The 24952-nt window shown below is 37.1% G+C and carries 16 protein-coding genes and 1 pseudogene; 11 read left to right on the top strand and 6 right to left on the bottom strand.

The genetic code is table 11. From position 1 onward, the window contains the following. Positions 1–15: 15 nt before the first annotated feature. The 9 genes and pseudogenes from ACM9HF_RS07485 to ACM9HF_RS07445 all read left to right on the top strand — a co-directional run bounded on the left by ACM9HF_RS07485 (position 16) and on the right by ACM9HF_RS07445 (position 16090). A complete protein-coding gene (locus ACM9HF_RS07485; protein ID WP_473616692.1) occupies positions 16–963 on the top strand; it encodes an L-histidine N(alpha)-methyltransferase in 948 nt (315 codons plus the stop codon). A gap of 7 nt (positions 964–970) precedes the next feature. Continuing rightward, positions 971–1651 carry an aspartate/glutamate racemase family protein gene (locus ACM9HF_RS07480; protein ID WP_473616688.1) on the top strand — a complete coding sequence of 227 codons (681 nt, stop codon included), beginning with the start codon at positions 971–973 and terminating at the stop codon, positions 1649–1651. Between the two features lie 486 nt (positions 1652–2137). Further along, positions 2138–4018, top strand: coding sequence for a putative bifunctional diguanylate cyclase/phosphodiesterase (locus ACM9HF_RS07475; RefSeq protein ID WP_473616684.1), 1881 nt, complete (start codon positions 2138–2140; stop codon positions 4016–4018). Positions 4019–4239: 221 nt separating this feature from the next. Continuing rightward, on the top strand, positions 4240–5508 hold the full coding sequence (locus ACM9HF_RS07470; RefSeq protein WP_473616679.1) for an ABC transporter transmembrane domain-containing protein: 1269 nt from the start codon (positions 4240–4242) through the stop codon (positions 5506–5508). Further along, positions 5499–6455 carry a peptidase domain-containing ABC transporter gene (locus ACM9HF_RS07465; RefSeq protein WP_473616675.1) on the top strand — a complete coding sequence of 319 codons (957 nt, stop codon included), beginning with the start codon at positions 5499–5501 and terminating at the stop codon, positions 6453–6455. The genes ACM9HF_RS07470 and ACM9HF_RS07465 overlap by 10 nt, the downstream gene beginning before the upstream one ends. Beyond that, positions 6445–7986, top strand: a complete 1542-nt coding sequence (locus tag ACM9HF_RS07460) for an HlyD family type I secretion periplasmic adaptor subunit (protein WP_473616671.1) — start codon at positions 6445–6447, stop codon at positions 7984–7986. The genes ACM9HF_RS07465 and ACM9HF_RS07460 overlap by 11 nt, the downstream gene beginning before the upstream one ends. 11 nt (positions 7987–7997) lie before the next feature. Then, entirely contained in the window at positions 7998–8636 is a 639-nt protein-coding gene (locus tag ACM9HF_RS07455) for a hypothetical protein (RefSeq protein WP_473616667.1), read from the top strand. 41 nt (positions 8637–8677) lie between these two features. Continuing rightward, positions 8678–10111, top strand: a pseudogene (locus tag ACM9HF_RS07450) (SPM autocatalytic domain-containing protein); the annotation flags it as partial. Between the two features lie 462 nt (positions 10112–10573). Beyond that, positions 10574–16090: a calcium-binding protein gene (locus ACM9HF_RS07445; protein ID WP_498811540.1), complete on the top strand. Its 5517-nt coding sequence runs from the start codon at positions 10574–10576 to the stop codon at positions 16088–16090. A 113-nt stretch (positions 16091–16203) separates the two neighbouring features. Here ACM9HF_RS07445 and trpA read toward each other — a convergent pair whose 3' ends face one another. From trpA to ACM9HF_RS07415, 6 genes are read right to left on the bottom strand one after another with little or no spacing between them, the layout of a single operon-like run. After that, a complete protein-coding gene (trpA, locus tag ACM9HF_RS07440) occupies positions 16204–17034 on the bottom strand; it encodes a tryptophan synthase subunit alpha (protein WP_473616656.1) in 831 nt (276 codons plus the stop codon). Continuing rightward, positions 17034–18254, bottom strand: a complete 1221-nt coding sequence (gene trpB / locus ACM9HF_RS07435; protein ID WP_473616652.1) for a tryptophan synthase subunit beta — start codon at positions 18252–18254, stop codon at positions 17034–17036. Before trpB ends, trpA begins: the two co-directional genes overlap by 1 nt. A 2-nt stretch (positions 18255–18256) precedes the next feature. Further along, positions 18257–19660, bottom strand: a complete 1404-nt coding sequence (gene trpCF / locus ACM9HF_RS07430; RefSeq protein ID WP_473616648.1) for a bifunctional indole-3-glycerol-phosphate synthase TrpC/phosphoribosylanthranilate isomerase TrpF — start codon at positions 19658–19660, stop codon at positions 18257–18259. 1 nt (position 19661) lies between these two features. Continuing rightward, positions 19662–20705, bottom strand: coding sequence for an anthranilate phosphoribosyltransferase (gene trpD / locus ACM9HF_RS07425; protein ID WP_473618267.1), 1044 nt, complete (start codon positions 20703–20705; stop codon positions 19662–19664). Positions 20706–20715: 10 nt separating this feature from the next. Continuing rightward, positions 20716–21378 carry an aminodeoxychorismate/anthranilate synthase component II gene (locus ACM9HF_RS07420; protein WP_473616645.1) on the bottom strand — a complete coding sequence of 221 codons (663 nt, stop codon included), beginning with the start codon at positions 21376–21378 and terminating at the stop codon, positions 20716–20718. After that, positions 21378–23048: an anthranilate synthase component 1 gene (locus ACM9HF_RS07415; protein WP_473616640.1), complete on the bottom strand. Its 1671-nt coding sequence runs from the start codon at positions 23046–23048 to the stop codon at positions 21378–21380. Before ACM9HF_RS07415 ends, ACM9HF_RS07420 begins: the two co-directional genes overlap by 1 nt. 331 nt (positions 23049–23379) lie before the next feature. Here ACM9HF_RS07415 and rnm point away from each other — a divergent pair, with 331 nt between their 5' ends. Together rnm and ACM9HF_RS07405 are read left to right on the top strand one after the other, a co-directional pair. After that, positions 23380–24282 carry an RNase RNM gene (gene rnm, locus ACM9HF_RS07410; protein WP_473616636.1) on the top strand — a complete coding sequence of 301 codons (903 nt, stop codon included), beginning with the start codon at positions 23380–23382 and terminating at the stop codon, positions 24280–24282. Between the two features lie 25 nt (positions 24283–24307). Next, positions 24308–24928, top strand: coding sequence for an L-threonylcarbamoyladenylate synthase (locus ACM9HF_RS07405; RefSeq protein ID WP_473616632.1), 621 nt, complete (start codon positions 24308–24310; stop codon positions 24926–24928). Positions 24929–24952: the final 24 nt, after the last annotated feature.

The raw sequence follows: 24952 nt of genomic DNA, 5'->3' as shown, positions 1-24952 counted from the left end.
GAAAGAGATAAAGTAATGATAGAACAATTTGCAAAAGATGTAGATGAAGGATTAAGCAGTACTGAAAAAAAGCTATCATCTAAATATTTTTATAATAAACAAGGCGATGAATTATTCGTTAAAATAATGAATATGCCTGAATATTATCTTACTCGAGCTGAACTAGAAATATTTACAGAACAAACGTCTCAGATGATACAACACTTAGAGTTAGACCATACACGCCATTTTGAATTAATTGAGTTAGGAGCCGGTGACGGAACTAAAACTAAAAAGCTATTAGCAGCCCTAAATGCACAAGGTTACCGTTATGATTATATCCCTATTGATATATCTAGAAATGCAGTAGATACATTAGCTGACAGTATTGCAACTGAGTTGCCAAACACCTCAATAAAACCTCAACATGGTGATTACTTTGATTGTTTACATTCGTTAAAAAATAGCCACCACCCTAAAGTGGTTCTCTTTTTAGGTTCTAATATAGGTAATATGCCTGACAATGTAGCGCAACAATTTTTACAAAAACTGAGCAATGATTTAAATACGGGTGACAAATTGTTACTTGGTGTTGATTTAATTAAACCTGCTTCGGTAATTATGCCTGCTTACAATGACGAAAGTGGAATTACTCGTGCCTTTAATATTAATTTATTACATAGAATTAATAATGAGCTAGAGGCAACATTTAATATTGAAGAGTTTGAACATGCGCCTGAATATGATGAAGAAGATGGCATTGCTAAAAGTTATTTGAAAAGTAAGAGTGACCAAAATGTAGCAATTAAAGCAACAGGTAAAGTTTACCAATTTAGTGCTGGTGAAAAGATTCATACTGAAATTTCTAGGAAATATAACGACAGCATTATTGATCAAATTATTACAGGCACTAAGCTAAAACTTTGTGAAAAAATGACAGATAAAAAGAATTATTTTGCTGATTATATATTAAGTAAAAAGTAGAACAACAATGACAGAAACATTGTGTAACGTGGGCTTAATGGAATTAGGTAAGCGCACGGTTAGTTTTTATAAAGAAGAAATCTTTCATCAAACGACAAACCATCCCAAAATGGCCTGTAGTTTGTTAATGATTCCTGCCGACTTTTCAGTGATCAATAATTATTTACCTGACCAATTCGATTATCTTAAGCCCCTTGTGAGTGAAGCTCTTCAGCAATGCATTCATGCAAAAGTTAATACCCTAATAGTACCTAATATCACCTTGCATGAAGCAATTGAGCAAGTAGATCTTACATTATTCTCTAGCATTGAAATTATACATCCAGTGACTGAAACCATACGTTGCTTACAAGCTAAGAAAATAAAAACTATTACGCTAATCGCTTCAAAATACAGCGTATTATCATCTCGTTTAGAGCAGTATTTTAGTCAAAGCAACATTCTTGTTATTAGGCCTAATAATGAGGATATCGAACAAATTGATGAAATACGAAAGCGCACTTATCTAGGGCAAGAAACAGAACATGATAAAAAAAACTATAACGCTTTAATCAAGCATTATCAGCAAATAGCGCCTGCTGTTATTGCTTGTACTGAACTGTCAATATTACTCGATGAAGAAGCTATATGTTCTGTTTTTGATATGGCAAGAATACAGATACAGGCAGCTATAGTTTATCCCCACTAAATTTGGCATATTGAGGTTGAAAGGGACGCTATATTGTAATATCAAAAATTTATGTCTTTGCTTTTTATTGTCATTTTCATTATGTTATTCTTTTTATATATATGTTATACGATTAAGAGAGTGTATATTTGTTGTCATTTAAGGTGTAGTTTTAGGCCTATCAAAACACACGTGAAGAGGTAACACTATTTAGAACAAGCATAATTACAAGCGCTGTTTTGGCTTGATATTGTTCAAGCGCTTTGAGTGTTATCTTGATTAATAATAAATATAGTTATTTATTAGGTAGGGGACGTTTTTTTAAGAGTTGGCTTGTGGTTATTAAGTACAACTAGTGCGAAAACCTCACCTATTAATTGAGTATTTTTACTGGTTAAAATAGAACAATTTAATAATGAAACGCCTATAAATTTACTGACGAGCAGAAAGGATGTTACTTTGACAAGTGTAAGAACTAAGTTTTGGAGGATGCTAGGATTGCTATCGGTGATTTTTATTATATTTATTTATGTTTTATTTGTCACTGAATTAGCTAAAGAGGTTAACTCACCATTTTTTAATTATCCAAATGAAACCTTTACATTAAAAAAATCAGACCCCTTAAATACTATAGATAGTCTTATCAGTAGCGCTTTATTACTTCCTCTAAAAAAACAAAATAACCAACTACTAATTTCTTTAAATACAGATGCAGGATTAGTTATACCGTTACAACATCTTACTTTTATTGTTTTGCTTGGGTTATTATTTCCTATTTCTGCATTTTTCATTATATCGTATGTCGTTTTTACGGTAGCAATTAATTATCAATCTAGAAAATTAGATAAAATTTTAATGCCAATGTGTGATCAAGCCAAAAATTTAATTGATACTTTTGGTAGTAATAGCACCGAAAAAAAATCATATTCAACATTGTCGCAACTTAATATTTATATTGAAGATCTCACTAAATACGCAAGAATTTATCAAGCCAACTCTGAACAAAGTGCGTATTGCGATAAGTTAACATCGCTCATTAACCGGCATAAATTTTTAGAACATATTAACGAACAAATCTCTATTGCAGATGAAACAAAAATAAGATGCGGTTTATTATTTATCGATTTAGATGGCTTTAAACAAGTGAATGACTCGTTTGGGCATTCGTTTGGAGATGAAGTATTAATTCAGGTAGCAGAACGTTTAAAAAGTGTTGTAAGAAGCCAAAATTTAAATTTTAGTGATAACGAAGAAGATAAAGAATATAACTTATCACGACTAGGCGGAGACGAATTTACTTTATTCCTTCAAAATATTGAAGAACCAGAGATTGCCGTAAATATAGCTAAACATGTATTAAAAGAGTTAGAGCGCGACTTTATTTTAGGTAATAAGCTTATTAAGATTAGTGCCAGTATTGGTATTGCTGCATATCCTGATAGTGCTAATAGTCCTGAAGCACTTGTGCAAATGGCAGATGTTGCAATGTACCGAGCTAAAAAAGAAGGACGTGGTATTTATCGTATTTACTCACCAGAAATGGGCAGTAAATTAAGACGTTATCATTATTTATTAGAAGAAATGAGGTTAGGTATAGCATCAAATAGCTTCTTTTTAGCTTTTCAACCTATTATTCATGTTGATGGTTGTGTCATTAGTTATTTTGAAGCATTAGTTAGATGGCAGCATCCGATTGAAGGTATTGTTACACCGGCTGAGTTTATTCCTATTGCCGAAGATTCAAATCAAATTTTGGTGCTAGGTGATTGGATCCTTATCGAAGCGTGTCGTCAAATGGCTGCTTGGCATAATGCAGGTATGACTAAAACTAAAATATCTGTGAATGTGTCTGGCGTACAATTAAAACATCGACCCATTTATGATTGGGTTATGGGAACTCTCAATAAAACAGGCCTACCACCAAGCTCTTTAATGTTGGAAATAACTGAGTCATGCTTTATCGATATTTCAGAAAATATTATTTCGGAGTTAGAAAAACTCAGAAAAGAAGGTGTTTTTATTGCCATTGATGATTTTGGTACCGGTTTTAGTTCACTTTCTGTTTTAGCTACACTGCCTGTAGATGTGTTGAAGATTGATCGTATGTTTGTATCTGAAGCGAGTCATAACGAAAAATACCGCAAAATATTAAAATCGATAGTTGAGCTTTCTCAACGTTTAGATTTAAAAATTGTTGCTGAAGGTATTGAAGAAATAATACAGCTAGAGTTATTAAAATCTTTAGGTGTTGTATATATTCAAGGCTATTTAATTAGTCGTCCTGAAAGTTCAAGAAACGTGGGGGATAAAGTGTTAAAGCAAGGAATGAATCATTTAGCACAGTTAGGGACCGGAACTTGGACACCATCAACATCGCGTGTTATTTGATAGTAATTAACCATTTCAAATTGATGCCGACTTAAATACTTTTATTCCTATTTTTAGTAATTTTGAATATAGCAAAACTTAAAGGCATTAGCTTTAATTAGATAAGTAGAAATAAGTAGTATATCCAAAAGAAAGGATGTTTTTTCATCTATACACCATAGCTCTTATCTATTAATATATCCGGCAATTAATTATGGATGATATTTAATATCAAGGAAAAGATGTCGAGTTACTTTAACTCGGGTATTCAATGTTTATCATTGATTGCCCGTTTTCACCAAATTCCAGCCGAGCCCAGTGCGTTACTTCGAGAATTTCAACACGAAGATGAATCGTTAGCCGACATTAACCTAATACGTGCCGCAAAAAGCTTAGGTTTCAAAGCCAAATTTATTGTTGATACCGTTAAAGATTTAAAGGCAGAAACATTACCCACTATTGCTCGACATAAAGAAGGCCACTTCTTTATCATCGCCAAAATTACTGACGATGATGTACTTATTCAAGATTTACAACAAGGTAAACCTGTTACTCATACTCATGAAGAACTCAGTGACTTTTGGACAGGTGACTTACTCTTACTCTCAAAACGTAATGGTTTATTAACCGAAAGCGCTAAATTTGGTTTCTCTTGGTTTATCCCTGCACTTATTAAATACAAACCGTATTTTTCTGATGTATTTATAGCCTCATTTTTTATTCAACTTGTAGGACTAGCAACACCTATATTCTTCCAAGTGGTGATTGATAAAGTACTTGTACACAAAGGCATGACAACATTGGATGTTTTAGCGGTTGGCTTCTTTATTGTTATTACCTTTGAAGTTGTTTTAACAGGGCTTCGAACCTATGTGTTTTCACACACCACCAACCGCGTTGATGTTGAATTAGGTAGCAAGTTATATAAACACATGTTATCGCTCCCCATTGCGTACTTTAATGCCCGACGTGTTGGTGATACTGTCGCTCGTGTAAAAGAGTTAGATAGCATTCGTGAGTTTTTAACAGGTTCTTCACTCACCGTTGTATTAGACGTGTTTTTTAGCTTTGTTTTTTTCAGCGTTATGTTTTATTACGCACCACTCTTAACATGGATAATTATCGGGACTATTCCATTTTATTTTGTTCTTTCCCTTATTATTACACCTACCTTACGTAAACGGTTAAATGAAAAGTTCCAACGTAGTGCAGAAAATCACTCCTTTCTTGTTGAATCAGTTAACGGCGTTGAAACCATCAAAGCCATGGCGGTTGAACCCCAATTAAGAAATGCATGGGAAGACAAGCTAGCTGATTACGTTAATACCTCATTCAAAACCAGTAACCTCAATAATATTTATAGCCAAGTGGCGTCTTATATCAATAAGGTGGGTGGGTTACTTACCCTTTATTTTGGCGCTATTGCCGTAGTTACAGGTGAGTTAACTATAGGACAATTTATCGCCTTTAATATGTTAGCGCAGGCGTTAGTGGGCCTATTATGCGTTTAGTTAACTTATGGCAAGACTTTCAACAAGCTAACATATCCCTTCAACGCTTAGGTGATGTGCTAAACGCACCACCAGAACCAGGGTACGACCCTAATCGCGCAACATTGCCCGATATAAAAGGCCATGTATTATTCGACAATGTACTGTTTAGATACGGGCCAAACCGTGCACCAGTTCTAAACAATATTAGCTTTCAATGTCGCCCTGGCGAAGTGATTGGTATTGTTGGCCGTTCAGGCTCAGGAAAAAGTACCTTAACTAAACTTATTCAACGCCTTTATGTGCCTGAGTCAGGCAGGGTGATGATAGACGGTGTAGATTTGGCCATGGTTGAACCTGCATGGCTGCGCCGTCAAGTGGGCGTAGTACTACAAGAAAACTTCTTATTTAATCGCACCGTACGTGAAAACATCGCACTCGTTGATACTGGAATGCTCATGGCACATGTTGTTAATGCAGCAAAGCTTGCGGGCGCACATGAATTTATATTAGAACTTCCTGAAGGGTACGATACCGTAGTAGGTGAGCAAGGTTCATCATTATCAGGCGGACAACGCCAAAGAATTGCCATTGCTAGGGCACTTGTTACTAACCCTAAAATACTCATCTTTGATGAAGCAACCAGTGCTTTAGATTACGAGTCTGAAAGTATTATTCAAGCGAATATGCGCCGTATTAGTCAAGGGCGTACAGTATTCATTATTGCTCACAGGCTATCAGCTGTAAAAGATGCAAACCGTATTATGGTGGTTGATAAAGGTCGCTTAGTTGAACAAGGCAATCATGACCAACTGGTTAAGCATGGTGGTATATACGCACAGTTGTACTCCATACAAAGTCATCATGGTTTAGGTATGGCAGCTAAACCAACAATGCAGAACCAAAACCACGCTAAAACTCAAACAGCAAACCAAGCGACATTAAAGGGGAGCGACAATGCAACCTGATAATGAAACAGCCAATAACAGCGAAGCCTTAAATAATAGCCAAGCAACAAAAAATAATGCACCTGATGGTTCAGCAGAGGTTAATTCGTCAAACGTTCACTCCTCAAATACCACTGAAAAAGCAGCTAAATCAATCTCGTTAGAAAAACTGGCTTTTTTACCTGCAGCTTTAGAAATTCAAGCCTCACCTCCGGCTAAATGGAGCCGTTCACTGTTATGGGCGATTATGGGCTTAATCGTCATATTGATTATTTGGGCCTCATGGGCCGAAATAGACATTATTGCGACTGCTCAAGGGAAAATAGTCCCCAGCGGGCAAGTAAAGGTTATTCAGCCGTATGAAACAGGGGTGGTTAAAACCATTTTTGTCAAAGAAGGGCAACATGTTAAAGCAGGCGATAAATTAATTGCCTTAGACAACACCTCTAATGTTGCCGATGCCGACCGATTAATCAATGAATTAACGGGCTATAAAGAAGACTTAGCAAGACAAACGTTTTTTCTTGAAAAACTCAATTTTGTTATAGAAAAGCTTAAACAGTCTCAAGAAGAAACACTACAAACCAATAATACTGACATAAACAATAAGGCTACTAATAAACAACAGGAGCAAGATCTTTACGATACTGCTTTTTCATTGTTACCCATCAACCAACAATCACTCTTAACCAGTAGTTGGCAAGAATACCAATCAAAACTTAACAGTTTTACCAGCGAAATAACCAAACTTAACGCTGAAAAAAAATCCCGAAAAATAGACGTAGGCCGTTTAGAAAAAACTTTACCGTTAGTAATAGAGCGAGAGCAAAGCTATTACTCGTTATTAGAAACCTCTGCTGTATCGCGTAATCAATACCTAGAGTTAAAGCAACAACGTATCGACCAGGAAGAAAGCTTATTACTGCAACGTGCGAATGTAGAGCAAATAAGTGCAAGTATTGAATCAGCGAAACAAAACCTTTACGCCTATCAATCAGAAATGCGTCGTAATACCTTACAAGAAATCAATCAATTAACGCGTCAACGTGACAGCCTTGAGCAAGAATTGCATAAAGCTAATCGACTAACACAACTGAGAATACTTACATCACCTGTAGATGGCGTGGTTGAAGAGCTAGTGGTGAGCACGATTGGTGGTATTGTGACCCCAGCACAAGAACTATTACGTATTGTGCCTAACAATCAAACCCTTGAAGTCGAAGCAGGTTTATTCAACAAAGACATTGGTTTTGTAGAAACAGGACAAATCGCTGAAATTAAAATTGATAGTTTCCCTTTTACCAAATATGGCGTGATTGACGGTGAGGTGATGGATATTTCAGCCGATGCAATTGAAGACGAACAACGCGGTTTGTTATTTCCTCTTAAAGTGTTAATGAAAACAGAACAAATTAATGTCAATGGTAAGTGGGTACAACTTAAACCGGGCATGTCGGTGACGGTTGAGATAAAAACAGGTTCACGACGATTAATGGAATTCTTGCTTGCGCCATTGATGAAAGGTGTGAGTGAAGGGGTGAGAGAAAGATGATGGAGTGTTCTATGAGTAATTTAGTAAAACTATTTTTATTTTTTGTTGTTGCTACCGTAGTTGTTACTTTGAGCGGCTGTGAACGAAACACCACAGTAACACTGGTTGACAAAAACAGTGAGTGGACCTTTTCTTATCCAACAAAATATCACAATCGAATATCTAAAGAGAACGCGTTTATGAGCCTTATTTGGCCAGATAATCGCTCAGAAGGAGATACCATATTCTCTAATTATTATTTATGTATTGAAAATCAAAAAGCACAAATAAAAGTTAACTACAGGTTAAGCTTATTTATTTCACCAGAGATGAAAGGTCATAATTTTTACGGTAATAAGAGAATTATAGATGCTGGTAAGGTAAGAGATAAAAATGACGTGTTTATATACGTAGATGATTTTAAATATAGTTACCTTGATTATGGCTTAATACCCATAATGGAATATGAACCTGAAATTTACCTATTATGTGTAAATTCTGGAAATTGTGAGATAGCATTACTTGATGAGAATATGTTAACAGCTACAATTAGTTTTCCTGAACGATATAAAGCCTGTTTTAGTGAGCTTATACCAGCTATTCCTACCTTCATAAAAAAATATAAAACCAGTTATAAAAAATATCAAATAACAATGTTTGATCCATCTTAACATTATCTATAAAAAGTAAAGTTTATAAAAAGGAATTTATTATGTCATTAGAATTAGAAGAAGACACGAGTAAAAGAGTAGATACATTAACACAAGATCATATTAATGAACTTCAGCAGTTTATTACTGATGGAGATAGAGGCGGTTTTTATCTTCACTATTATGAACTTACAGGAGAGGTTCAAGCACTTGTTCAAGCCCAAATTACAACGTACAGTGGTGCTTGGGGAGGCGCTGCTGCGGCAGGAAACTACCTTGCTAAATCTACCGATCCTGTAAATTATACCCTTACGTTAGACGAGTTCTCGAATGATATCGTGTTAGGAACTTTTGCAGCTATAGTAAATGATTTTAATGATCCAAATGGTAATGGAGGTATATTAAATGAAGAACAAATGCAAACAGCAGACTATGAGGTATGGAGACGCAAAGGTATGGGCAACTTATTTCCTGGTAATATTCAAGCCCCTCTTGATGATTCGTTAGCTTTATTTTTTTCTATTGGAACATTACATGCTGGCATGGCGAGCTTTGCTGTAGCGTTAGGAAAACGGCTTAACGATTATAACAGCCCGCGATATTTTCACGAGGAAACATCTAACCTTGAGATTGTATACGATAGTTTCAATAACCATATTGTATTTATTAATGATAAGGAAAATCACCATAACCTTAATGGAAATGAATATGATGCGGATTTCTTGGATGACTTCTGGAGAAAAAGTTTAAGAGCATCACCTTTAGTTGCAAGCCATGATGAACTTTACCTTAATTCAGTTCTAGGTGGTGTACGTCAAGAAATGTGGGATTTTATTCAAGCAAATCAACCGCCAGGGACTCCGTTTAACCTTCTTCTTGAAAATCCAGAAATATCATTGATGAATGTGCTAGCTCAGACTCTTTATCGTAATTTATTTATTCATTTTATGCCGGAGTCTGTGAGTACTCAATTTACTCAAGTCGAAGCCTCTGCTAGTCCTATTATTAAGGATCCACTCTTACTTGATTTGGATGGCGATGGTATTGAAACGGTTAATATTGATATAGGGGTTTTATTTGATCACACTGCTGATGGTTTGAAACAAGGAACAGGGTGGGTAGCCGCTGATGACGGTTTATTAGTATTAGATATTGATGGAAATGGTGCTATTGATTCAGGTCGTGAACTTTTTGGTGATAACACGTTACTTACTGATGGCACAAATGCAGAAAATGGCTTTGCTGCGCTTAAATAACTTGATAATAACGATGATGGTGTTATTGATGAAAATGATAGTGTTTATAGCCAACTACAAGTCTGGCAAGATGTTAACCAAGATGGTATTAGTCAAGTAAACGAATTAGAAACATTAGCCAATCTTGGCATAACCTCAATTGAAGTTAATCAAACTGAAAACGTTAATATTAATCAAAATGGCAATCAAATATCGATCACCTCTAATTTTGTCCGTAATGGTGAAGAATATGAGGTGGGGCAAGTAAATTATTCTGCAAATACATTCGATTCAGAGTTTTTAGATGTATTAGATATTCCTGAAGAAATAGAACATTTACCCAATATAGAAGGCTCTGGTGGTTTAAGAAGTTTACGTGAAGCTGCAACGTTAAATGTTGAGTTAGTAAATCAGTTAGAGTTATTCAGCGCAACTACAACAGCTCAAGAACAAAAAAGACTATTAGATGAAATTTTATGGGAGTGGTCATTAACGTCTAACACGATAACTTCTTATGGTGTAGCAGTTGATTTTAATCAAAAAGATAGCGATGAAAGTGGAAATTATGCACCTTTTGATCTCAATAGGTTTTCACTGGGGAGTGATCTATCAAAAATAGCTATACTGGAAGCTTTTAACGGTAGGCTAATAAATATTGATGGAGGTTTACTTCGTATTGAGTCCGTTGGTTTGGATAATAACTCTGTTCCTAACTTGGAATTGATGTTGAGTAATTTTAGATTTAATAATCAAGGGCTTAATGTTGCTTATGATACTTTAATCGAGTCAGTGTACGCCTCGCTTGTTATACAAACTCGTTTAAAACCTTATTTGGAGAGTGTCGATTTAGCTTATTCTGAAGAAAGTGGGTTATCTTTCGATTCTTCTGAACTTGTAAGCATGCTTGATAGTAATATTTCTACAGATCAAGTTAATGGGTTAATTGATTTAATGGAATTAGCGAAGTTTTCAGGGGCGCAGCTAATGTCTATGAATTTTGATGCTTATAGTTATCTTGCTCAAGCATTTGAGAATATAGCATTAACACCTGAATTAATTACAACGTTAAGTGAATTTGGCTTAACTGATTCAACCACTAATAGCGATGATATATTTATAGGCACAACTGATAATGAAAATATATCAGGCTCTTTTGGCAACGATATTCTTTACGGCTTAGGTGGTATTGACCATATCTTTGGTGGCGAAGGTAATGATGGCTTAAGTGGTGGTGAAGGTGACGACACACTTACAGGCAATTCAGGTGATGATACTTTAAATGGTGGAGCAGGTAATGACAACCTCGATGGCGGCGAAGGGCGTGATAATTTAATTGGTGGGGCAGGTAACGATAACCTTACTGGTGGGGAAGGTTATGATGGCTTAAGTGGCGGTGAAGGTGACGACACGCTCATTGGTAACTCAGGTGATGATACTTTAACTGGTGGAGTGGGTAATGATACCTTAATTGGTAATAGTGGTAGTGATACCTATCTTTTCAATATAGGCGATGGTCAAGATATAATAAAGAATTATGATTTGGATGAAAATAGTGTCGATACGTTACGTTTAGGTGCAGGAATTAGTGCCGCGGATATTAATTTAACGCGCTCTGATTATGACTTATTAGTGAAACTTAATGGAACAACAGATCAAATTGTAATAGGTTCCTTTTTCTATTCTACGTTTAATGCAATTGATAGTATTGCGTTTGATGACGGCAGTAGCTTAAGCTTTGATGACATGAGGGCGGAAGTACTGCTTGGGGATGATGGTGTGAATAACTTCATCGGTTATAAGAGTGATGACGTTCTAAATGGTTTTGAGGGCAATGACACACTAGTAGGCAATGGCGGAGATGATACCCTTATTGGTGGTACAGGTAGTGACACACTCTATGGTAATTCAGGTAATGATATATTATCTGGTGACGCAGAGAGTGATTCGTTAGACGGAGGAGACGGAAACGATACGCTTGATGGTGGTCTGGGCGATGACATATTATATGGGAAACTTGGCGATGACATACTTATTGGTGGCACTGGAAATGATGTTCTAAATGGTGGTGGTGGCAATAATACTTATCACTTCTCTAGAGGTGATGGGCAAGATTCTATTGTGCAAAGCTTATTTAGTTCCAACATAGACTATTTTGATACCTTGGCCTTTGGCGACGATATTAATTTATCAGATATTACTTTATTAAGAGAAACAGGCAGTGGTAATTTAATTATTAGCATTAATAATTCTGATGACAAAGTTACAGTACCAAATTTCTTTGTTGAAGGAATTCATCAACATATTATAAATGAAATCGTATTTTCTGATGGTACTGTTTTAGATGTAGAGGGTATAAAGTTGGCTGTTCTTACCGGAACGGATAGCGATGATGAGCTTGTTGGTTATACAACAAATGATGTTATATCAGGTAAAGCTGGAAACGATTATATATATAGTTATGGTGGAGATGACACATTAATTGGTGGAACAGGAAACGATGTTATTTCTGGCGGTAATGGTAACGATAGGTACATATATTCAGCTGGCGATGGTCAAGATGTTTTCTTCGATGACGTTTATACTGATAGTGAAGTAGGTATTGATGTTATTGAATTTACTAATATTACTTCCTCAGATGTTACTTTCCAGCTTAATAATCTTGAAAATTATAGTATTGAAGATTTACTTATTACTTTTTCTGGTAGCGACGATCGTGTAATTGTGGGGTCACAATTTATGTACGATTCAGCTAATACTGTCATTGAATCTTTTGTCTTTTCAGATGGCGTTACAATTACGGCCACTGAGATTTATGCTTCTATAGCGGGAAATGGAGAATTAAATCAAGTTATTGATGGTTCTAATACTATTCATGACCTTTTATACGGGGGTAGTGGTGATGATGTTATCAATGGTCTTGGCTTTGAAGACAAGCTCTATGGTCGTGGGGGAAATGATACACTCAACGGTGGTAGTGATGATGACATGTTATACGGTGAAAGTGGTAATGATACGTTAAACGGTGAGACTGGTTACGACACACTAAGTGGTGGTGATGGTAATGATATACTTAACGCTGGCGAAGGTAATGATTGGCTCATAGGTAATAGTGGTAATGATATACTTAATGGTGGTGATGGCAGAGACACATACTTCTTTAATTTGGGGGATGGATGGGACTTAATCACTGATAATGTCGTAGACGCAGATATTTTAAAGTTTACTGATATTGCTTCTACAGATGTTGTTTTTCAGCGTAATGCTATAGAAGGTTCTAGTAGAAATGATTTACTTATTAGTTTTTTAGGTAGTACAGACCAACTAACAGTTAACTCTCAGTTTAGTTATGATCAAAGCAATACGATAATAGATTCTTTTGTCTTTTCAGATGGTGTTACGTGGACTGCCGCTGAGATTTATACTCAGATAGAAGGCGACAGTATTCACCTTATTGATGATACGATTAATGGTGGTGAAGGTAATGATGTTCTTAATGGTCATGGAGGAGATGACGAACTAAATGGTCTTGAAGGGGATGACACACTAAATGGTGGTATAGGAAATGATAATCTTTCTGGTGGCGCTGGAGATGATACGTTAGATGCTGGTGAAGGTAATGATGTCGCATATGGCGGTGAAGGTAATGATGCGATAAGTGTTACAGGAAGTGGCAATAATTATTTATATGGTGATGCAGGTAATGATATTTTAATAGGCTCTTATTCTGTTGATACATTAGAAGGCGGTACTGGTGATGATATGCTCCAAGGGGAGAGCGGTGCCGATATTTTAAGGGGGGGGGCCGGTAATGATACCTTAATCGGAGGAAGCGATAACGACGAGCTATTTGGCGGCCTAGGTAATGATACCTTAGAAGGCGGTCAAGGCAGTGATGTATTAAATGGAGGTGAAGGTGACGACACCTTAATTTCTTTTGATAATATTTACGACAACAGTAGTAATATTCTCATCGGTGGGCAAGGAAATGATACCCTCTACGGTTCTTTTGGTGATGACACTTATCAATTTAATTTGGGTGATGGTCAAGACCGTATTATTGAAACGCGCTCAACTCAAGCATATAGTAATTTTACAGCCTCTAACGATACCTTGATTTTTGGTGCTGGTATTGCTACTAGCGACTTGATATTTGCACGTCAAAGTAGCGATTTAGTTATAAAGTTAGAGGGCACATCTGACAGCGTAACCATCGAAAACTGGTTTCAAACATATACAGCACACTTCTTAGTGAATAACTTTCAATTCAATGATGGCACATCTTTAAATGTAGATGAAGTGAAAAGCCTTGTTGTGCAATTAGGTACAGAAAACGCCGAACAAATAGTGGGTTCGACCGGTAATGATAAAATATTAGGCTTGGGGGGCGACGATCAATTATTTGGTCAAGGTGGTGACGATTTTCTTATAGGTGGTGATGGTAACGACTCTATTACCGGCGGCATGGGTAATGACACTTTTGTAGGTGGAGCAGGTAATGACAACTTCTTTATTAATGTTGGCGACGGACATGACATTATTAATGTTGCTGATGGCGGACAAAACACACTGTATTTACAAGACTTAAATCAATCATCATTAACTTTTACGCGTGAGGGAGATGATTTGTTAATAGTAGTGGGTGATGGTGTTACACAATCCATCCGTGTTTTAGAACACTTTTTAGGTGGTGAATCTGCTTTAGATAGAATTTATACCGAAGGCGGTGTTTGGTTAAATACTGATGATATTAATACACTTACTGATACTATTCCTACAGAACCAGAACCAGAACCAGAACCAGAACCAGAACCAGAACCAGAACCGACCCCTACACCAAGCGTTGGTGGTGACGATATTATTGTTGGTACAATGAACAATGATATTTTATTTGGTGGTGAAGGTTATGACCAACTTAATGGTGGTAAAGGGAACGATTTATTAATAGGTGGTAATGGTAACGATACTTTTGTTTTTGCAAAAGGCGACGGACAAGATGTTATTGCTGTAGGTAGTGGTGTTAACACTATTGAATTCGCGAGTGATATTAGTTGGCAAGATGTTGCCTTTAACTTACTTAAATCAGGCGATGATCTAGTATTAAAAATAGCGGGCGGGCCAGACCAAGTCACTATTTCAGACTTCTTTATTTATGGCAGTAATACCATTAACGATTTCCGTTTTTCTGATGGTAGTAATTTAACGCCAGCACAAATTTTTGGGGCATATGGTTTAGCTGAAGCAACCGCAATACCACAAGCTGAGACCGAGGTCATTTTTGGTGACTTAACGGATAACTCCATTAATGGTACATCGGGTAATGACACAATTAACGCACAAAGTGGTAATGACACTTTAATAGGTGGTTTAGGTAACGATTTATTAATTGGTGGTCAAGGGGATGACATTTACGTCTTAAACGCTGGTGATGGCCAAGATACAGTGAATGCAGCAGGTGGTGGTTTAGATACTATTCATTTTAATAACGGTATTTCTTTTGGTGATATAGCTTCATCTTTAATGAAGAGAAGTAATGATTTGGTGCTAGGCAGTGGTGATAGCCAAGTAACTATTACTAACTTCTTTCTTGGTGGCGATTACGCAGTAGATAAGTTTACATTTGAGTCTGGTGGTGAATTATCTGCAGCACAAATTTTTGGTGCGTATGGTTTACCTGTACCAAGTGTTACTGAGTCAGATCAAGCGGTACTACTTCCTGATCAACAACAGTTCACACAAGTAATACAGGGTGACTCATCAGATCAAGGCTTATTTGGATCTTCGGGTGATGAATTACTCATCGGCGGAGCAGGTAACAATATAATCGCTGGCGGAGCGGGTAACGATACTTTGATTGGCGGTGAAGGCAATGATTATTACATGTTTAATGTGGGTGATGGGCAAGACACTATTATGCAAAATGATGCAGCAGGTAATGATATATTAATTATTCAGGATGGTGTTTCGATTAATGATCTATGGTTTAGTCAAAGTGCTGACGACTTACAAATAAATATTGTAGGAACCGATGATCAAATTACGATTAACGATTGGTTTACTGGCAATGAACATCAGCTTGATCAAATAGAAGTTGGAGACTCTGTATTATTAAATAGTCAGTTAGAACAACTTGTAACAGCAATGTCGACATACGATGCTCCTATTGGCGAAGGTAGCTCTATAAGTTCAGAAGCTTTGAGTAGTTTAGATGCAGTATGGAGTGAAGTATGGACAACTTCTTAGTGTTTTAAAACGTTTGCTTAACTGAGTACGTTTGAGAAAAAAGGCTTCTAATAATTTTATTAGAAGCCTTTTTTGATTAAGCGATATGTTTTTTGTAAAACTTATATAAATAACTATGCTTTAGTCGCGGCTTTCATACTGCTAATAAAAGTAGATAATTCTTTATTCATTGCTGAATAATCTTCTAAATTATTCTCAATTATTTTAACTACGGCTGAACCACTTATCGCTCCAGCTGCACCTGCTAAAAGTGCTTCTTTAACTTGTTCAGGTGCTGATATACCAAAACCTAATACCGGTGGAGCTGCTTTGTATTTAGTTAGGGTTTCAATTAACGCATTGGCTGGCATTGCCGCTTTAGTCTCTGCGCCTGTAACTCCTGTTCTACTTAATACATAAGTGTAGCCACAACCGTTTTCAGCAACCTTTTGTAAGCTTTCTTCACTTGCATTAGGTGGTGCAATAAAAATAGGGGCTATACCGTGTTTAAGTGCGGCTTCTCTAAAAGGTTTACATTCTCTTATCGGTAAATCAGCAATTAATACTGAATCGACACCGGCTTTTGCCATATCGCCATAAAACTTATCTAATCCACGAGCAAAAATTAAGTTGCCGTAAAGTAATAAGCCAATAGGAATGTTAGGTGCGTATTCACGTATTTTAGTGAGTATATCAATACATGTATCCGTTGTTGTACCTGCATTAATGGCTCGTAAAGCAGCCATTTGAATGGTTACACCATCGGCACTTGGGTCTGAAAAAGGAATACCTAATTCAAGGGCGTCGGCACCGGCATCAATTAAGGTTTTAATTACTGCTAATGACTGTTCTGCGTTTGGATCGCCAATGGTAACGAATGGGATAAAAGCGCCTTCGTTTTTAGCTTTTAGGTCTGCGAAGCATTGGTCGTAACGATAACCGGCATTGTTAGTTGATTGAGTCATTACGCTTCTCCTTTCTGAGCTTCTAAAACGGTATGAACGTGAGCTAAATCTTTATCGCCACGGCCTGATAAGTTCACTAATATAATGGTTTCTTCAGTAACGGCATCAGCCATTTTAAGCGCATGAGCCAGTGCGTGAGAAGATTCTAACGCAGGAATAATACCTTCATTCATGGCTAATGCTTGAAAAGCGTTTAAAGCTTCATCGTCATTAATAGGTACGTATTGTGCACGACCAGTATCTTTTAAAAATGCGTGCTGAGGACCAACAGCAGGGTAGTCTAAACCTGCTGAAATAGAGTAACTCTCTTCTATCTGACCGTTATCGTCTTGCATAATGTAGGTATAATTACCGTGTAACATACCTTTGGTGCCTGCGACTAATGTTGCACCGTGATGATGAGTATTTACACCCTTACCACCTGCTTCAACACCAATTAATTTAACGTCTTTATCTTCAATAAAATCGTTAAACATACCAATAGCGTTTGAACCACCGCCCACACAAGCAACTACGTAATCAGGTAGTCGACCTTCTTCTTCAAGTAATTGTGCTTTAGCTTCTTCACCGATCATTTTCTGAAATTCACGAACAATCGTCGGGAATGGGTGAGGGCCAGCTGCGGTACCTAAAAGGTAATGAGCGTCTTCGTAATTAGCAGACCAGTCGCGAAGTGCTTCGTTTACGGCATCTTTTAATGTACCGCTACCTGCGGTTACAGGAATAACCGTTGCACCCATTAATTCCATTCTAAATACGTTAGGTTGTTGGCGAGCACAATCTACGGCGCCCATGTAAACTCGACATTTTAAACCTAATAATGAACAAGCAATAGCAGTAGCAACACCATGTTGACCTGCACCTGTTTCAGCAATTATTTCAGTTTTCCCCATGCGTTTAGCCAGTAAAGCTTGGCCTAATACTTGGTTAGTTTTGTGAGCACCACCGTGTAATAAATCTTCACGCTTTAAGTATATTTTAGCTAAAGGATTTTTAACTAAGTTTCTACAAAGGGTTAAAGGCGTTGGTCGGCCTGCGTAGCTTGTAAGTAGCTTATTAAATTCTGCTAAAAATGCTTCGTCTGTTTGCGACGCGATAAATTCTTGTTCAAGCTGTTCAAGTGCAGGTACTAATAATTCACCTACGAACATGCCACCAAACTCACCAAAGTAAGCGGGTAATGATTTTTTAACTTCTGTTGTTTCTGTATTAGTTGTCATTGCTAATAGTTCCGTATTTCTGCGAAAACTTGAGTAAGCTTCTCGCTGCATTTAATGCCAGGGCTAGCTTCAACACCAGAGTTGAGGTCTAAGCCGAATAAGTCGTGTTCAGTCAGTAAGTTGACTGCTTGTTTTATATTTTCAACGTTCAGTCCGCCTGCTAAAAAGCAGCTTGATAAATCTTGCTCGCTATCGGCTAACCCTTGCCAGTTAAACGTTTGACCGCTGCCTGCGTTTTTACCGTCTAAAACAGTGTGCTGTATATTGGTTAGCGATAATTCAGGTATTGTGGTTTCTACACCTTGCGCTTTCCATATTTCACAAGTACTTGCGCCATTTTCATTTAATAGTGCTTGTAACTTGTTGATGTAGTTTTGATCTTCTTGTCCGTGTAGCTGAACCGCATAAAGGTTTAAGGCTTTAACGCGTGTCGCAACTTCTTCAATCGGGTGGTTTACAAAAACACCCACATAGTTCAGTGATGTTTCTTGCGTTACGATTTCTTTTGCTTGTTCGCTGGTAACATAACGTGGAGATTTTTCAGCAAATATTAATCCACCGTATACAGCACCTGACTCACGTGCTGCTTGTGCGTATTCTGGCGCTGTTAAACCACATACTTTGTTGTTACCTAATATGAGTTTTCTACAGGCAAGGTCGATGTCGTTTTGCGACATAACTGAACTACCTACCAAAAAGCCATCTACAGCAGGAGCTAGCTCTCTTACTTGATCATTGGTATAAATACCTGATTCTGAAATAACGAGTCTGTCGTTAGGAATTGTAGGCGCGTAATCAAATGTACGAGATATGTCGGTAGAAAGATCACGTAGATTACGATTATTTATACCAATAAGTTTTGCGCCCAACGCAATTGCTCGGTCGCGTTCTTCATCAGTAGAGATTTCAGTTAAAATAGATAAATTGTATTGCTCTGCAACGGCTGCTAGCTCTTTGTATTCTTCATCAGATAGAACACTTAGCATTAATAAAATGGCATCAGCGCCGTAATAGCGAGCTAAATAAACTTGGTAAGTATCAATAAAAAAGTCTTTGTTAAGCACAGGGCATTTTACAGTGTTCGCTACTATTTCAAGATATTCAAATGAACCTTGAAAGTACTTTTCTTCAGTAAGTACTGATATTGCAGCCGCATATTTGTCGTAAATGGTGCAAATTTCTTTTACATCAAAGTCAGCACGAATAAGGCCTTTTGATGGCGATGCTTTTTTACATTCTAAAATAAAGCCAGCATATGGTTTTTCTTCAGTGCGTGTTAGCGCTTTGTACATACTTTTGTTTGTAGGAACAAGTGAATCTTTAAATGATTCTAGTGGTAAAGTTTTCTTTAATGCTTCAATTGAAATGCGTCTATCTGCGACGATTTTTTCTAAAATATTTGCCATGTTATTTTTCTACCTTTACTGCTTCATTCGGTGTTTGGTTCGACACTTCAACCAGTTTACTAAGTGTATCGAATGCTATGCCTGATGCTAAAACGTCTTTTGCCATAATTGCTGCATCTTTTAAGTTGTCAGCTTTATCATGCAAATATAACAATGCTGCACAGTTGATGATTACCGCAGCGTTATGAGCAGGTAGCCCATTACCTTTTAATATGTCTTTAATATAAAGAGCATTCTCTTCAGGTGTTCCGCCTTTAATATCTTCAAGGGTGTAACGTGATAAACCAAAATCTTCAGGCGAAATGGTTTTTTCTTGCATTGTACCATTAGCTATTTCAATAAGCTGCGTTTCGCCATGCAAAGCTATTTCATCTAATCCGCTACCATGTACAACCCAAGCGCGTTTTACGCCTGTTAATAATAAACTTTGTGCAATAACAGGAATTAACGTTGGCGTATAAACACCAAGTAGCATGGTTGATGGAAATGCAGGATTAACTAATGGCCCTAAAATATTAAACAGGGTTCTTATCCCCATGGCTTTGCGAACGGGGCCGGCATATTTAAAACCGGGGTGATAAGCTGGCGCATACAAAAAGCAAATATTGGCTTGTGCTAAACACTCGCTTGCCGTTTCAGGCGACATAGATAAATTAACACCTAAGGCTTCTAACAAATCAGCAGAGCCAGACATGCTCGATACACTGCGATTACCATGTTTAGCCATTTTTAAACCACACGCCGCAGCAAGAATAGCCGCTGTAGTTGAAATATTGATGGTGTTAGCGCCGTCGCCACCTGTGCCAACACAGTCTGCTACATCATTTGTTTGCTTTGGAAAATCAGTAGCGCAAGCGCGCACCGCAATAGCTGCACCAGCAATTTCTTCGGCTGTTTCACCTTTTATTTTTAAGGCGGTAAGGGCGGAAGCTAATAGAGATGGATCTACATTGCCATTAAAGGTATTGGTAAAAAACTGTTCAGCTTCTTGCTGACTTAACGATTGACCATCAACGAGTTGTTGTAATAAGTGAGAGTTCGACATCATAAATTCCTTAACTTGCTTTCTGCTGATTCAAAGCGATTAAATGTTCTAAACTTTGTGCTAATAAGTGACTACCGTAGGTGGTGAGTATTGACTCAGGATGAAACTGAAATCCTAAAACAGCATCTTTTGAATGCTGAACTGCCATAGGTAATACATCGTTATTATCAGTGGTAAATTGGGCAATCATTTCAATAGCATCTGGCATTTTTGTGGCAACTAATGAATGATAACGCGCTACAGGTAATGGATTAGCAATATTTAAAAAAGCGCCTGTACCTGTGTGTTCTACGTTTGATGATTTACCATGCACAATTTCTGGTGCGCGGCCAATAACACCACCGTAATGCTGAATAAGTGCTTGATGACCTAAACAAATACCTAAAATAGGAAATTGTCCTACTGTTTTTGCAATTAATTCCATTAAACAACCTGCATGACTTGGATCTCCGGGCCCAGGTGATAACACTAAAATAACACCTTGTGGGTTATTGTTAGCTTCTTTATTAAGTTGTTCAAGAATGTAATCTACAGGTAAAGTATTTCTGTAAATAAGCGGTTCGTAGCCTAAACATTGAAACTCATCTACCAGATTATAAGTAAAAGAGTCTAGGTTATCTAACATGATTATTGTAGATAACGTTTTAGGTATAGCTTTGTTAAGAGAAGTCATTATCTATTCTCCTTTGTTGCAGCCGTATTGAGTGAAGGGGCGCTTTGAGGCGAATAGTTTTCTACCACTAGCTCTGTGTTTTCAGCTAATTTAATTGCGCTAATTACCGCTTGTGCTTTTTGTTTGGTTTCATTAGCTTCTGATTGAGGATCTGAGTCGTAAACAACACCAGCACCAGCTTGTACTTGCGCCATACCTTTGTTATCAACAAAAGCTGAACGAATAACAATACATGTATCCATCTCGCCTTTACCTGTTAAGTAACCAACAGCTCCGCCATAGCTACCACGGCGTTTACCTTCTATGTTTCTAATTAACTCTGTTGCTTTAACTTTAGGTGCGCCAGAGAGCGTCCCCATGTTCATACACGACTGATAAGCATGTAGGGCGTCTAAATCTAAATCTAGCGTGCCACAAACGCGTGAAACTAAATGCATTACATGAGAGTAGCGGTCTACTTTTAATAAATCGGCTACGTGTCGCGTGCCTGCTTGGCTTACACGTGCAATATCGTTACGCGCTAAATCTACAAGCATAATGTGTTCAGCGAGTTCTTTTTTATCTAAACGTAAATCAAGTTCAATACGGCTATCTAAATCAGGAGAAAGCGTACCGTCAGGATTAAAACCACGAGGTCTTGTGCCAGCTATTGGATAAATTTCTACTTGGCGATTTTTATGTTGGTATTTTAAAGCTGACTCTGGAGACGCGCCAAACATGCAAAAGTCACTGTCTTTTAAATAAAACATGTAAGGGCTTGGGTTACTTTGTTTTAATGATTTATAAGCATTAAGTGTATCTGAACAAGGTAAGCTGAATGTGCGAGAAGGAACCACTTGGAAAATATCGCCAGCTCTAATGTTTTCTTTTAACTGATTTACATTGGCACAAAACTGCTCGTCTGAAATATCGGTAACTACCTCTAATTCAACACGGTTTGATGTTTTATCTGTTTGAACCGCGGTGTAGTTTTGAGAGAGTAATTTTTTTAACTCAGCCAGTCGTGCTCGAATGGTTTGGTTGCTTTTTTCTACATCAGGACCAGAAAATATATTACCAATAACTTCAGATGTTTGCTCTTCATGATCAATAATAATCAGTGTTTCAGCCAAGTAGTATACGAAATCAGGACAGGTGTTTTCGCCTTCAGAAACATCTGGCAGTTTTTCACTCATCGACATCATGTCGAAAGCAAATACACCACCTAAAAATACAGAAAAATCATGAAGCTCATCAGATATTGCTGGCGCTAAGTCATTAAATAAACGTAAACATTGAAAAGGATTAACCGCTAATAAACGAGATTTTTCGTCAAGTTGCTGAGTAACTTCAGGGAAGATGGCAACGAGTTTATTTTGAGAAAATTTAAGTTCAGCATGTTGAATTAAAGCTTGTTTGGCAAAAGTTAAAGCAGCTAAACCATTATCAGTTAACGCGGTAAACGTAACTTCGTTGCCTTGGCATACGATTTTTAATGCGGCATCTGTTAGGAGTAAGCTTTTTAATTGATGTTTTTTATCTATTTCAGCTGATTCAAGTAGAATGTTATGATGATTAGCACCACATATTTTATGGTAAATCGCTAGGGGATCAGCTTGATAATTCGCATTGTCAGTCAGTGTATGTACTTGACCAATGCTTTTTGTATTCATTGTATTTTGAGTATTCATTGTGCTTCCTAATTCTTGGTATTAACTATGTGTTTTGTCATCCTGCGTAAATAGGCAAAAGCCACCACATAAACCAACTTTTAACTTTAACTATTATCATTTTAATCTCTATTTTCTAAATGCGTAAAACGTAAAAAACCCGCTAGCAAAGCAGGTTTTTTGGAATTTATTTTTCAGTATAATTTACATACAAACAATCGCCATAACCTACTTATGTAGAATTATGCCACCACCAAATTAATAAAATAGTTTGTTTTGTTTGTATCATTATCTTTGTCATCTCAGTAAACTTGCCACTAGGCAAATAAAATCCCCTATAGAAGAACTCATTATGGATGTTATGTCAACCATAGAATCTCAAGATTTTTCAAATTTACGCATTGATTTACACAGCCATACTAAATTTTCTGATGGTGGTTTAACTCCGCAAGAGCTTATAGAAAGGGCGACTAACTTTCAAATTGATGTGTTAGCGATTACCGATCACGATACGGTATCGGCCTTAGATATTGCAAATAATTATATAAGCGAAAAAAAATACGCACTAAATTTAATTAACGGCATTGAAATTTCAACGGCGTGGCAAGGTTTTGAAATACATATTGTAGGCTTAAATATTGATCGAACTCATCCTGCTTTATTAAGCTTAATTGAAAGCCAACAAGTTGCTCGAGAAAGCAGAGCAATTACTATGGGTGAAAAACTTGCCAAATGTGGTTTCGATGGTATTTACGAAAAAGCGAAAGAGCTTGCTAATGGGGGATCTTTAACTCGTGCGCATTTTGCTAAGGTATTATTACAGCAAGGCAGTATATCTAAAATGCAGGCAGCTTTTGACAAATACATAGGTAAAGGTAAGCGTGCTTATGTAAAACCTAACTGGTGCAGTATTAAAGAAGCGATAGATGCCATTCATCAAGCAGGTGGTACTGCCGTTATGGCGCATCCTGTTAGATATGACCTTTCAACCAAGTGGCTTAGGCGTTTAGTTATTCAGTTTAAAGAAGAGGGAGGCGATGGTTTAGAAATTGTTCTTCCACAAATGAGTAACGACCAAAGGCAATTAATGCTAAACTTTTGTTTAGAGTATGACTTACATGCCTCAATGGGATCTGACTTTCATCATCCAAATAAATGGAGCGATTTAGGGCGTAATTTACGTATGCCAGAAAAAGCATTACCCATTTGGTCGCTGTGGCCTGAAAAACTGCGATCTGAAATGCTAACGCGTTAGACCCTCAATAAAATGGAGTGATATTATGAGCCAATTTTTTTACGTACATCCTGATAATCCGCAAGGGCGTTTAATGAAACAAGCTGCTGCTATGATTCATGATGGCGCTGTAGTGGTTTATCCTACTGATTCTGGCTACGCTATCGGTTGCCACATGGGCGATAAAAAAGCCTTAGAACGTATTTGTAATATTAGAAATTTAGAGAAAAACCATAACTTCACGCTTATTTGCAGCGACTTGTCTCAGCTTTCTGAATATACCCGTGTAGACAATACCGCTTACCGATTATTAAAAAGTAATACGCCAGGCCCTTATACCTTTGTTTTTAAAGGATCTAAAGAAGTACCTAAACGTTTATTAAATCCAAAACGTAAAACTATAGGTATACGTATTCCTAACAACAATATTGCCCAAGCGTTACTCGCTGAAGTTAAAGAACCTATTATGTCGACAACGTTAATTATGCCTGGTGAAAGTCGAGCAGAATACGATCCAGAACATATTCGTGACATTTTAGAACACCAAGTTGATCTTATTATTAATGGTGGTCATTTAGGCGAACATCCTACAACCGTTGTTGACTTTTCTGATGGAGATATCTCTATCATTAGAGTCGGTGAAGGTGACCCAACACCGTTCGAATAAGTGGATTAACTACATTTTAGTTAG

Origin of the sequence: Colwellia sp. RE-S-Sl-9, from assembly GCF_048296855.1 — a bacterium.
GTDB lineage: Bacteria > Pseudomonadota > Gammaproteobacteria > Enterobacterales > Alteromonadaceae > Pseudocolwellia.
Note: the sequence above shows the minus strand (reverse complement) of the source record. Positions and strands in the feature narration are given on the sequence as shown.

Coding starts and splice junctions, on each gene's coding strand:
- ACM9HF_RS07485 (WP_473616692.1), top strand. CDS start 16: ATGATAGAACAATTTGCAAAAGATGTAGATGAAGGATTAAGCAGTACT.
- ACM9HF_RS07480 (WP_473616688.1), top strand. CDS start 971: ATGACAGAAACATTGTGTAACGTGGGCTTAATGGAATTAGGTAAGCGC.
- ACM9HF_RS07470 (WP_473616679.1), top strand. CDS start 4,240: ATGTCGAGTTACTTTAACTCGGGTATTCAATGTTTATCATTGATTGCC.
- ACM9HF_RS07465 (WP_473616675.1), top strand. CDS start 5,499: ATGCGTTTAGTTAACTTATGGCAAGACTTTCAACAAGCTAACATATCC.
- ACM9HF_RS07460 (WP_473616671.1), top strand. CDS start 6,445: ATGCAACCTGATAATGAAACAGCCAATAACAGCGAAGCCTTAAATAAT.
- ACM9HF_RS07455 (WP_473616667.1), top strand. CDS start 7,998: ATGAGTAATTTAGTAAAACTATTTTTATTTTTTGTTGTTGCTACCGTA.
- ACM9HF_RS07445 (WP_498811540.1), top strand. CDS start 10,574: ATGTTGAGTAATTTTAGATTTAATAATCAAGGGCTTAATGTTGCTTAT.
- trpA (WP_473616656.1), bottom strand. CDS start 17,034: ATGACTCAATCAACTAACAATGCCGGTTATCGTTACGACCAATGCTTC.
- trpB (WP_473616652.1), bottom strand. CDS start 18,254: ATGACAACTAATACAGAAACAACAGAAGTTAAAAAATCATTACCCGCT.
- trpCF (WP_473616648.1), bottom strand. CDS start 19,660: ATGGCAAATATTTTAGAAAAAATCGTCGCAGATAGACGCATTTCAATT.
- trpD (WP_473618267.1), bottom strand. CDS start 20,705: ATGTCGAACTCTCACTTATTACAACAACTCGTTGATGGTCAATCGTTA.
- ACM9HF_RS07420 (WP_473616645.1), bottom strand. CDS start 21,378: ATGACTTCTCTTAACAAAGCTATACCTAAAACGTTATCTACAATAATC.
- ACM9HF_RS07415 (WP_473616640.1), bottom strand. CDS start 23,048: ATGAATACTCAAAATACAATGAATACAAAAAGCATTGGTCAAGTACAT.
- rnm (WP_473616636.1), top strand. CDS start 23,380: ATGGATGTTATGTCAACCATAGAATCTCAAGATTTTTCAAATTTACGC.
- ACM9HF_RS07405 (WP_473616632.1), top strand. CDS start 24,308: ATGAGCCAATTTTTTTACGTACATCCTGATAATCCGCAAGGGCGTTTA.